Annotated in this window: 6 protein-coding genes; all 6 read left to right on the forward strand. The window is 64.8% G+C overall.

Annotation, left to right across the window (positions count from 1 at the left end; all coding sequences use genetic code 11):
- Positions 1 to 115 precede the first annotated feature (115 nt).
- The 6 genes from OJB03_RS01515 (at position 116) to OJB03_RS01540 (ending at position 11,812) form a co-directional block, all read left to right on the forward strand.
- The gene (locus OJB03_RS01515) at positions 116 to 1,375 is read left to right on the forward strand and encodes an MFS transporter (RefSeq protein WP_263784633.1); all 1,260 of its coding nucleotides are present in this window, start codon (positions 116 to 118) and stop codon (positions 1,373 to 1,375) included.
- Positions 1,376 to 1,628: 253 nt separating this feature from the next.
- The gene (locus OJB03_RS01520; protein ID WP_263784636.1) at positions 1,629 to 4,829 is read left to right on the forward strand and encodes a SusC/RagA family TonB-linked outer membrane protein; all 3,201 of its coding nucleotides are present in this window, start codon (positions 1,629 to 1,631) and stop codon (positions 4,827 to 4,829) included.
- A 164-nt stretch (positions 4,830 to 4,993) separates the two neighbouring features.
- Positions 4,994 to 6,517: a SusD/RagB family nutrient-binding outer membrane lipoprotein gene (locus OJB03_RS01525; RefSeq protein WP_263784638.1), complete on the forward strand. Its 1,524-nt coding sequence runs from the start codon at positions 4,994 to 4,996 to the stop codon at positions 6,515 to 6,517.
- 100 nt (positions 6,518 to 6,617) lie between these two features.
- On the forward strand, positions 6,618 to 9,245 hold the full coding sequence (locus OJB03_RS01530; RefSeq protein WP_263784640.1) for a family 20 glycosylhydrolase: 2,628 nt from the start codon (positions 6,618 to 6,620) through the stop codon (positions 9,243 to 9,245).
- Positions 9,246 to 9,418: 173 nt separating this feature from the next.
- Complete coding sequence (locus tag OJB03_RS01535) at positions 9,419 to 10,435, forward strand: LacI family DNA-binding transcriptional regulator (protein ID WP_263784642.1); 1,017 nt, start codon at positions 9,419 to 9,421, stop codon at positions 10,433 to 10,435.
- 249 nt (positions 10,436 to 10,684) lie between these two features.
- On the forward strand, positions 10,685 to 11,812 hold the full coding sequence (locus OJB03_RS01540; RefSeq protein ID WP_263784645.1) for a carbohydrate-binding family 9-like protein: 1,128 nt from the start codon (positions 10,685 to 10,687) through the stop codon (positions 11,810 to 11,812).
- Positions 11,813 to 12,039: the final 227 nt, after the last annotated feature.

The raw sequence follows: 12,039 nt of genomic DNA on the forward strand, positions 1-12,039 counted from the left end.
AATCGCGTGTGGGGGATCGCAAGGGGGGACGAAAGACGCAATGGGAAATATGAGGCGCTCAATCCACGGCTGGACTGCTCCTTGCCCGACCCCTCCATCCCGCACCGACCCTTCCATGAACGCCAACGACCGCTCCATCATCGCGCTCGTGACGACGGGTCACGGACTGGTCCACACCTACGAGTTGTCGATCCCGATCTTCATGACCGTCTGGCTCGCAGAGCTGGGGATTGCGGAAGCGACCCTCGGGGCCGTCGTGGGGGCCGGATACTTTTTGTTTGGGGCCGGCGCGCTGCCGAGCGGCATTCTCGTGGACCGCTTCGGATCGCGGCGGCTCATTGCCGGCGGCCTCGCGGGGATGGGGGCGGCGTTCGTGCTGCTGGGGCTTCTTCCGGGGCTATGGGGCCTCGGGGCGGCACTGCTGGCGTGGGGGGCGGCGGCCAGCGTGTACCACCCCGCCGGGCTCGCCCTCATCAGTACGGGGGTGCGGCAGCGAGGGCGGGCGCTGGCCTACCACGGGATCGCAGGCAACGTGGGCATTGCGGGCGGGCCACTCGTCACGGCCCTCCTGCTGCTCGCGTTCGACTGGGCGACGGTGGCCGTCCTACTTGGCCTGCCCGCCCTCGTCGCGGCGGCCGCGGCGTGGCGGGCGTCCGTCGACGAGAGTGCGGCTGTGGGCGCCCACGGCGCGACGGGGGACGGCACGTCGGCGGCCCCGGCGGAGAGTGCGCGTCGCACGGCGTTGTGGCGGCAGACCCGACAGCTCTTCGCGTCGGGATTTGCGGGGGTGTTTGTGCTCGTGGCCCTGTCGGGGCTGTACTACCGCGGCATGCTCACCTTCTTGCCGGACCTGCTCACGCCGTTGGTGGCGGTCGACCTGCCGATCGACGTGTCGGCGGGCCGGTACGTCTACGCCGGCCTCCTAACGGTGGGCATCGCGGGGCAGTACGTAGGCGGGCGCCTGTCGGACCGGGCGGGGACGGAGTGGATCCTCGCCGGCGCGCTGGGGTTGCTGGCCGCGGTGGCCGCCGTTTTTTTGCCAGTGGCGGGGTGGGGGACCGGCGCGCTACTCATCGCGAGCGCGGGCCTGGGCTTCCTGCTGTTCCTGGTGCAGCCGCTCTACCAGGCCACGGTGGCCGAGTATACCCCGCCCGACACGCGTGGGCTCTCCTACGGCTACACGTACCTCGCCGTCTTCGGCATTGGGGCGGCGGGGGCGGCCCTGTCCGGGGGACTGCTGCAGATTACGGGCCCCTCGCTTCTCTTTGGCGTCCTGGCGGGCATCGCCCTGCTCGGGGCGGGCCTGAGCGCGGGGCTCGCCGTGCGGCGGGGCCAAGGAGCCGGGCCGGAAGAGGGCGAAGACCGGTCGCCGTGACGACGGGTCCATGGCAGGCCAGCGGCCAGCTTCTCTCATTTGGGAGCGCTTCCAAAAAACGTGTGGAAGCGGTCCCAAAAGGTAACAGTTCCTTGACCTGATAGGGGAAATCGGGGTATCATAAAAACGTGTTTGCTAAAGAAACCGCAAAACCGTCGGCGTCAAAAGCCAAACCGTCCGGCGGTCGATGACTTTGGTTTCCACCGACACCGTCTCCATTGTGCCTTCCTCACGGACCGCAGGTCATACTGCCATGCTCAACGCCATCCCTTCGTGTTCGCCCCGCACGCTCATATTTGTGGCTGTGCTCGGGGCACTGCTCGCCTGTGGACTGCTGGGGGGAACACGGGCCGTGCACGCACAAGACCTTGAGGTGACCGGTACCGTCGTGTCCGCCGACAACCAGTCCTCACTTCCCGGGGTGAACATTCGAGTCGCGGGCACCAGCCGGGGGACCGTCACGGGCCCGGACGGCGGTTTCAGTCTCGTGGTGGACAGTCCCCAGGACACCCTCACGTTTTCGTTCATCGGATACCAAACAAAGACGGTCCCGGTCGATGGGCGTTCGGAGATTCGTGTCGTGCTCGAGACCCAATCGCAGGAGCTCGAGGGGGTCGTGGTGACGGCGCTCGGCATCGAACGGCAGCAGCGCTCCGTCGGCTACGCGACGAGTAGCATTGAGGCTCAAGACCTCGTGAGCGTCACGGAATCCAACCCGGCCAACCTGTTGCAGGGAAATGTGCCGGGGCTGGTTCTCAGCTCGAACGCGTCTGGTCCGAACGCGTCCTCGAACATCAACATCCGTGGTGTCTCGTCGATCGCGGGAAATAACGATCCGCTCTTCATCGTGGACGGGATTCCCATCGACAACACAGTCATTGGAGAGGTCGGAAAGTTTGGCGGCCGGGACGGGGGAAGTGCGCTATCGGTGGTCAACCCGGAAAACATCTCGGACATCTCCGTCCTGAAGGGGGCTGGAGCCGCCGCGCTCTACGGGACACGGGCCCGAGACGGGGTGGTGCTGATCACGACAAAAACGGGCCGTACGTCGGCTCCGGGAGAGGTGAACGTACAGTACAGCTCCACCGTCACGGCCAAGGATGTGGTCAGTGGCTTCTCGGACTTTCAGAGTCAGTACGGCCAGGGCACGCAGGGCCGAGCGCCGTCGAACCAGGACGCGGCGCTGAGCGCCGGCCTTTCGAGTTGGGGAGCGCCTCTCGATGCAGTAGGCGAGGCCCCTCAGTTTGACGGAACGGTGCGCCCGTACGGCGACGTGGCCAATCGACAGGGATTCTATCGAATGGGACTCTCACAGAAGCACTCCCTCTCGATCAATGCGGGCTTTGAAGACGCATCACTCCGCATGTCGGCGTCGCATCAGAACACCGAAAGCGTCGTCCCGAATTCGAGCTACGAGCAGACCAATGTCAGTCTTCGCGGGAAGACCCAGCTCGGGGGACTAACGGCCGACGCGAGCGTCACGTATCAGAACGAACTCACAGACAACCGGACGTTTCTAAACGATGGGGCCCGGAATCCGAACTACCTGATCTCGTTTCTGCCAAACAACGTTCCGAAAAGCGCCCTTCAGCCGGGGGCAACTGAAGAGGGCGTCGAGAAGCAATTCACGTCCAATGGGCTCCCGACCAACCCCTACTGGGCCGTCAATGAGCAGGAGTCCGACGACGACAAGGACCGCATCCTGGGAAACGTCAATCTGAATTACTCGGTCAACGACTGGTTCTCCCTGCAGGGACAAACGGGCCTTGACTGGTACTCGCTCCGACGCACAAACGTAGATGCATTCGGATCCGCGTTCGAACCTGGCGGGTCTATGACCGAGGATACCTATCGAGTCTGGGAGAGCAACTCGAAGCTCTTGGCGACCGCAACGCCCTCTCTCACCGATGAGCTCTCCCTCCGACTCGACGTCGGGGGCAGCCTGCGGCACCGCCAGTTCGAGCAAGTGGGTACGTTCGGTCGTAACTTCGGCATTCCTGACCTAGAGACCATCTCAAATACAGCCAATCCTACTCGGAATTACGACTTTTCGGAGCAGCAGATTCGTTCCGTCTTCGGGTCGGCGTCCTTCACCTACCGAGACTACCTGTTCCTCACGCTGACGACCCGCAGTGACTGGTCCTCGACCATCCCGGAGGACAACAACCCGTTCGTGTACCCGTCCGTGAGTGGAAGCTTTGTCTTCTCGGATGCCTTCGACCTGCCGGACGTACTGAGCTACGGAAAAGTCCGGGCGTCTTGGGCGGAGATCGGGGGCGACACGGACCCGTACCGGACAAGATTGACCTACAGGGTGCTCGGGCGGCACGAAAACGGTGGCGACGTTGCTGAGCCGCTGGAGGCAATTTCGCAGCTGAGCGTCCCGGAGCGCGATTTGACCCCGACATCTACGCGGGAGGTGGAGCTCGGATTCGAGACGCAGTTCTTCGATGATCGGTTTGGGGTCGACTTCACCTGGTATCGCCGCAGCACGGTCGACCAGATCCTGGACGTTACCGTTTCCTCGACCTCTGGGTACACGGCGCGGACGGTCAACAGTGGCGAAGTTCAGAACACGGGCGTCGAGCTGCTCCTGACGTCGATCCCATTCTCGACGGAGAACTGGACCTGGGATTCGAGGGTCAACTTCGGCTCGAATCGGAGTGAAGTTAAATCCCTCGCACCAGGTCTCGACGTGCGGATCGGTGCGGAGAGCACGGACGGGGTGGCCAGCATCGCTCAGGTTGCTGGCCAGCCCGTCAATGCGATCTACGGAAATACGTACGTCCGCGACGATCAGGGTCGCATCGTCCACGGGGAGGACGGGCTGCCCCTGTCGGGCGAAAAAGAAGTGCTGGGGACCGGCGCGCCCGACTGGACGCTCGGCTTCTCGAATACTATTTCTTACCAGAACGTTAGTCTGAACTTCCTGATCGACGCGAAGTGGGGCGGCAAGGTCTTCTCCGGAACCAACGCCAACGCCTACGGCAACGGACTTCACAAGGCGACCCTCGATGGGCGAGCTGCTTGTGACGAGCAGGCCGGACCGGATGGGCAATACCCGGAAGATTGCTTCGTCGGAGAGGGCGTGATTGGCAGTGTGAACAGTGAGGGGAAGGTGACCGTCGACCGCGAGAATGACGTCGGCGTTCGACCTTCCGAGTACTACGGTCGGATCTCGGGGGAGATTGCCGAGGAGTTTGTCTACGACGCCAACTTCATCAAGCTCCGCCAGCTCCGGTTGAGCTACGACCTGCCGGGCAGTGTGATGAACCGGGTGCCGGTACGCAGCGCGAGTGTCTCGGTGGTTGGGCGAAATCTGTTTTACCTGTACGACTCGGTGCCGAATGTTAGTCCCGAGTCGAGTTACAACAGCGAGGCCGCGCCGGGTTTCGAGCAGGCGGGCGTTCCGCAGTCGCGAAGCATTGGTGCGTCGGTCAATCTCCGATTCTGATTACGGGTCCGTCCCGACCTCTTCTGCTCTCCCATCTACCTCTACATCCTTCCGCCATGCCGTTTCTGACTCGCTCGCGAATTGCTCACGTCGCCTCCCTCGTCTCCGTCGGAGTACTGACGCTCGTCCTCCTGTCCTGTGATGGAGTAGGAGACTTTGGAGATATGAACAAAGATCCTACGACTGCCGAAGAGTCAACCCCAAATCTTGAGTTGACGACCCTTCAACTCGGGGTTGCGGGAAGTCGGTACGAAATGTGGCGCACGAACCTGATCTACACAATGCCGATGGTGCAGCATATCGCAAACCCGGCAGGCACCTATGTAGGCAACTTTAACGGGTATTCCCCTGGCTACTCGGCCTCCTTTTTCGAAACTCGATACGGAGGAGGAACCAACGGGTCGAATTTCCTCCGTACCGTCATGAATGCGAACGCCCTCATCGATGAGATTGAGGGAAAGCCAGAGCAGGTCAATTTGCTTGCAGCCACCCGCATTATGCGTGTGCTCACATTTCAGCGCCTCACTGATGTCTACGGGGACATTCCGTACTTCGACGCGGGGAAGGGCGCGTTGGAGGGGAAATTTACGCCCCACTACACACGTCAGGATAGCATCTACATGGACCTGCACGACGAGCTCCGGGCGGCGGTTGATCAGTTCGATGCGTCGCAGCCAGCGCTTGGAGACGAAGACTTACTCTTTAGAGGCGACATTAACCAGTGGAAAAGATTTGCCAACTCGCTCCAGTTGCGCCTGGCCCTTCGTCTCGTAAAGGTGCGGCCGGACCTGGCGCAGAGCTGGGCCGAGGAGGCAGTCAATGCCGACGGCGGTGTCATGCAGGGCATCGACGATGACGCGTATGTGTCTCATCAATCGGGGCCGTCGGGCGGCCCGGCAGGCTTCAATACGAACGCCAATAGCGAGGTCATGCAAACATTTGCGGGGCAGTGGCTCAGCGAGACGTTCGTAGACTGGATGAAGGACAAGAATGACCCCCGTCTCACGGAGTACGGGGCGCTTGCTCCGGGCGGCCTCGACAGTGCGCTGGTCGAGGATCCAGTCCAGCAGCGCGGCATGCCCAATGGCTTCGACAACAACGAACTCGCTGATAGCGACGAGTACACCGATGATCTGGACCAGTACACGCGCATTCATCCCAATCTTCGGGGGCTCGATGCCCCGATGTTCTTCCAGACCTACGCGGAGGTGGAGCTGATGCTCGCCGAGGCAGCAGTACGGGGATGGAACGTGCCTGGGTCGGTGGAGGCCCACTACGAGGATGGGGTACGGGCAGCCATGAACTATATAACCAGGTACGATGAAGACAATACCAAAGTGAGCGATTCGGAGATCACCCAGTATCTCTCCGACAATCCTCTCCCGAGTGGGCGGGAAGCACGCCTGCGGGTGATCAATAACCAGTACTGGGCGGCGACCTTCCTCAATGGGATCGAGTCCTGGTCGAACTGGCGCCGGTCGGGCTACCCGGAGCTGACTCCTGCCCCGGAGCAGGGAGATACGGGCGGCCAGTTTATCCGCCGTCTGGACTATCCGCAGGGTGAGAGGGACCTCAATGGTGAGAACTACCAGGAGGCCCGTGAACGCCAGAACATTACGCAGTCCAACCGTCTCACGCCGCGCGTGTGGTGGGACTGTGGGGCGTACGCCGATCAGTGCGCCGAGTAAATCTGAGGGCATCTCTCTTCCACCAGAAAATCTACAAAGGAGGGCCGACCCAGGCCCTCCTTTTTCTTTGTCTGAACTACGACCGTGCTCCGCCCGCTCCATGCGTCAGATTGTACTTTCCCTTCTTCTAGTCCTGGGTGGGGCCGTGGCCGCGCACGCTCAGACCGAGCCTGCCCCCGCGCACCCGTCCGCCGATGAGCTCTCGATCCGCTGGGGCGTGGAGACGAATCGGGTCGACGACGGCCGGCGGTTTCGGTCGTCGTTCACGATTGCCAACCACGGGGACGAGGCGCTGGGGACGACCAACTGGGCGCTCTACTTCAACTTCGCGCGTTCCATCGATCCGGCGAGCGTGACGGCGCCGGTGCGCATCACACGGGTCAATGGCGACTTCTATAAGCTGACGCCGGATGAAAACTTCACCCCGATTGAGCCCGGTGGCCAGCTGCGGGTGGCGGTGGAGGCACCCGGGTCGGTCATCAAGCGCGTCGACGCCCCGGCCGGCTTCTACGTTGTGTTTACGGACGCGGAGGGGCGGCCCCGGCCGCCGGCCGCCGTGTCGGACGTGACCGTCGAGCCCTTCACCCGTCCCGCCCAGACGACCCGAGGCCCAGACGATGTCTGGCCCACGCCGACCCCTGCGACCCGGTACGCGGACAACGCCTCCCTGACGAACCGCCCGCCCGGCGCAGAGGGACGCATCGTCCCGACGCCGGACTCTATCCATCGGCGGCCCGGGACGTTTGCGCTCCGGGCGGACGCGACCATCCGCTACGAGGAGGGCCTGGCCGCCGAGGCCCGGCAGCTCGCGGAGGGGCTGGCCGCGGTGCTGGGGCGACGTCCCCAAACGACGACGACAGACTCCGCCGCCGCCATCACGCTTCGCCGGGCCGCGGGGACGCCGCCCGCCACCGATTCGGCGTCGGCCGAGGCCTACCGGCTCACGGTCGATCCGGATACGGGCATCACCGTCACGGGCGCCACCGACACGGGCGTGTTCTATGGCGTGCAGAGCCTGGAGGCGTGGCTCCCCGTGGAGGCCTACCGAGCGCCGTCGTCGCCGGTGGACGTGCCCGCCGCCCGTGTCGTGGACGCGCCCCGGTTCGGGTATCGGGGCCTGCATCTCGACGTGGCCCGCAACTTCCAGCCGGTGGCGGCGGTGAAGCGGCTTCTCGACGTCATGGCCTTCTACAAGCTGAACACCTTTCACTTTCACCTCACCGACGACGAAGGATGGCGCCTCGCCGTCGAGGGCCTGCCCGAGTTGACCCGTGTGGGCGGCCGCCGCGGCCACACGCTCGACGAGCACGAGCACCTGATGCCGTCCTACGGGTCGGGGCCGAGTCCGGCCCCAGATGCCTCCGCCGGAAGTGGCTGGTACAGTCGGGCCGACTACCTCGAAATTCTGCGCTACGCGAAGGAGCGTCACATTACCGTCCTGCCCGAGATCGACGTGCCGGGCCACGCCCGTGCCGCCATTCAGGCCATGGAGGCGCGAGCACGCCGGCTTCGAGCGGCGGGGGACTCGGCGGCGGCCCACGCGTACCGGCTTCGAGATCCGGCCGACACGTCGACCTACGAGTCTGTACAGGGGTGGGACGACAACGTGATGAACGTGTGCCGGCCGTCTACCTACCGGTTCCTGTCGACTGTCGTCGATGAGCTTCGGGGCCTGCACGCGACGGCGGGGGCGCCGCTTCCGGCCGTTCACGTGGGCGGGGACGAGGTGCCGGAGGGCGTGTGGGCGGGCTCCCCCATGTGCGACGACTACATTGCGCGCACCGAAGGGGTCGACGGCGCCGAGGACCTCTTCGGCCACTTCCTGAGTCGGTTTCAGGACACGCTGGCCACGCGAGACCTCACCATGGCGGGGTGGGAGGAGGTGGGGTTGGAAGAGGCGGACCACCAGTCCACGACCACGACGCCGAACGAATCCTTGGTCGACGAGGGCGTTCGCCCCTACGTCTGGAGCAACATCTGGGGCGGCGGAACTGAGGACCGGGCCTACCGGCTCGCTAACGCGGGCTACGACGTGGTGATGTCGCAGGCCACCAACTTCTACTTCGACATGGCTTACAGCAAGCACCCGGGCGAGAACGGCTACTACTGGGCCGGCTTCGTCGACACGAACGCGCCTTTTGCCTTCGTGCCGTTCGACCTCTACAAGAGTGCCGACCGCACGGGGATGGGGCAGCCCATCGACCCCGACACGGCTTTTGCCGATCAGGTGCGGCTCGCCGACACCGCACGGAAAAACATCCGGGGCCTGCAGGGACAGCTCTGGGGCGAGACGCTTCGAAGCACCGACCGGATGGAGTACATGGCCGTCCCCCGGCTCCTGAGCCTTGCCGAACGGGCGTGGGCCCGGCAGCCCGGCTGGGCAACACTCGACGACAGCGAGGCGCTCCGGGCCCGGCGGGCCGAGGCCTGGACGGCGTTTGCGAATCGGCTCGGGCACCGTGAGTTGCCTCGCCTGAGCAGTCGCCATCCGGACTGGTCGTACCGGCTCCCCCCACCCGGGGGCACGGTGGCGAAGGGAACGTTGAAGGCAAACGTGGCCCTCCCGGGGCTGTCGGTCCGCTACACGACCGACGGCACCCGTCCGACCGCCGCGTCGCCCCGATACACCGGTCCGGTGTCGGTGCCCGAGGGGGCCACCGTCCGGCTGCGAACGTTCGACACGCTCGGGCGGGGCGGGCGAACCGTCACGGTCCCCACGTCCCCGTAGAGGCTGGGAGGAAGGATCGGCCGTTCCGACGTCGCGAAGGTTGTCTCCCTCGGTCTGACGTCCTACCTTGTGGATGCGGCAAAATGCCTGTCCACAAACGCGCGGTGCCGCCCCCCTCGGGTCTGTTTGCGCGACGGGTTCGTCGATTCCTGAACATTCGCCCCCATCCCGCCATGGAAGACGACATGACGATCGATCAGGTGGCCGAGCTGGCGTACGTGTCCCGATCGGTGGTATCCCGCGTGCTGAACGACCACCCAAACGTCAGTGAGGAGGCCCGAGAGCGGGTGATGCGCGTGGTTGAGGAGCACGACTACCGCCCCAGCTCGGTCGCCCGGAGCCTCGCCACCGACCGATCCTTCGAGATTAGTGTGCTCACCCCCCGGCGAGGAGACGAGTCCCTGGCCAACGGCTACTGGCCGTTGCTGTATTCGGGGCTCTTCGAGCGGTGCCTAGAGCGCGGGTACTTCGTGTCACTGTCGATGGTGTCCGACTGGATGGAGGACGAGGTGGAGGACCGGGCTCGAGACTCTCGGTTCGACGGATACGTCCTGGTCACCACGGAGGTCACGGACCTCGTCGCGTCCACGCTCGAAGCGGACGGGGCCCCGACGGTGCTCATCGGACAGGACGCGAGTTGGGACGCCTTTAGCTCCGTCGACATCGACAACGAGCAGGGGGGCTACGAAGCGGGGCGTCACCTCTGCGATCTCGGGTACGAGGAGATCGGGTTGATCCTGGGGAGCCGTGCCCTTGAGGAGTCTGCGCATCGGCGGCAGGGCATTGAGCGGGCCCTGTCGGAGGCCGGGATTGCAGTGTCGGACCGGCATGTCGCCGAGGGGGACTATTCGCAGGAAAGCGGGCACTCCATCGTCCGGGCGTGGGCGGAGCAGGGGCGGATGCCCCGAGCCCTGTTTTGTGCGAGCGACACGATGGCAATGGGGGCGCTGCTTGCGCTCAACCAGGCCGACTACGAGGTCCCCGACGAGGTCGCGATCGTCGGGTTTGACGACCTGCCCGCGGCCCAGTACACCATCCCCCCCCTTACGACGGTCCGCCAGCCGGTGTATGAGAAGGGCCAGGCGGCGATCGACCTGCTCATCGATCACATCGAGAACGACGAGACCGATCCCGTCCACACGGAGCTTGAGCCGGAGCTCGTGGTGCGGCAGAGCTGCGGGGCCCGGTAGGGCCTAGACCCCGAGGGGCTCTGCGACGAACGCCCCTGCTTCCGACACGGCCGGCGGCTCCACCAGGGGGGCGCAGAGGGGGAGCGGTCGAACGACGCATCGCCTCGTGACGCCGATCTCCGCCTATTCTTCCACCGAGGGTTTGGAAGCGGTTCCGATTTTTCGACCCCGTTGCGGACCGATCCTGTGCCTTCTATTCTGTGAGGCGCTGTTCAGCGAGGCATTGTTTTCCAGTCGGTCCGCGGTCCCATGCGACGCACTCTCTCCCGTATCATCCTTGGGGTCTTCGTTCCCTTTCTCGTGGGGGGCGGCTTGGTCTCCCCGGCGATGGCACAGTCGGAATACGCTGCGGAGGAGAATCCCGTGCCCGAAGCGGGTCCGCGTACCTACGCCATCTACCGCACGACCGACTCGATTTCGGTGGACGGACGACTCGACGAAGACGACTGGGGCGCGGCGCCGTGGACCGCCGACTTCGTAGACATCCGCGGGCGCGACGCCCCGACGCCACGGTTTCGGACCCGGGCCAAGATGCTGTGGGACGACGAGGCCCTCTACGTGGCGGCCCATCTCGAGGAGCCCGACGTGTGGGGCACCCTCACACAGCGGGACACGGTGGTCTACTACGACGACGACTTTGAGGTCTTCATCGATCCCAACGGGACGACGCACAACTACTACGAGGTCGAGGTGAATGCCCTCGAGACCGTGTGGGACCTCATGCTCCTGAGCCCCTACCGCGACGGCGGTCCGGCCGTCGACGCCTGGGACGTGCGGGGCATCGACGCGGCGGTTGACGTGAAGGGGACCCTCAACGATCCCTCGGACACCGACGAGGGGTGGACGGTGGAGATGGTGCTGCCCTGGGGCGCGCTGGAGGAGGCCGCACCGGGCGGGCGGCCCCCGCGTGCCGGTGACCAGTGGCGCCTGAACTTCTCGCGGGTCGACTGGCCCCTTGCCGTCGAGAATGGGACCTACGAAAAAGACCTCGACACCACGAAGGCGCATCCGGAGAGCAACTGGGTGTGGTCGCCGCAGGGGGCCATCGACATGCACCGGCCCGAACGGTGGGGCATCGTGCAATTTGCGGACGCCGAGGTCGGGACCGCGACCGTGTCCGTGGAGGAGCGTCCCAATCGGCGCGTGAAAGAGGCGCTACGGCGCCTTTACCATCGCCAGCAGGCGCACCGCGACGAACACGGCACGTACGCCACGGCCCTCTCGGCCCTCAATGCCTCGAACGTTCAGCTTCCTGAGCGCGACTTTGCCCCCACGCTCCGAACGACCCAGACGATGTACGAAATCTCGGCGCCCGGGGTAAGGGGGACCACCGTTCACATCCGTCAGGACGGAAGGGTCTGGGTGACCGGAGAGTGACGAAACGTGGAGGTGGCAAGCGCACGCGCCACTAGGTTTTGCTGAGGCTATTGCCCCTGGACGTGGGGACACGCAGCCACACACCGAATCGAACAGCCGTTTCGCCACCCGCCATGGCTAATCAGCATCGGTCTTTCGAGTCCCCCGTGGTCCCAGCCGCAGACACGGATTCTGGACTTCAACCTGACCCGGACACGCAAATGGAGGTGGAGAGACGAGATGTCGAA

The organism is Salinibacter grassmerensis, assembly GCF_947077765.1.
Taxonomy (GTDB): domain Bacteria; phylum Bacteroidota; class Rhodothermia; order Rhodothermales; family Salinibacteraceae; genus Salinibacter; species Salinibacter grassmerensis.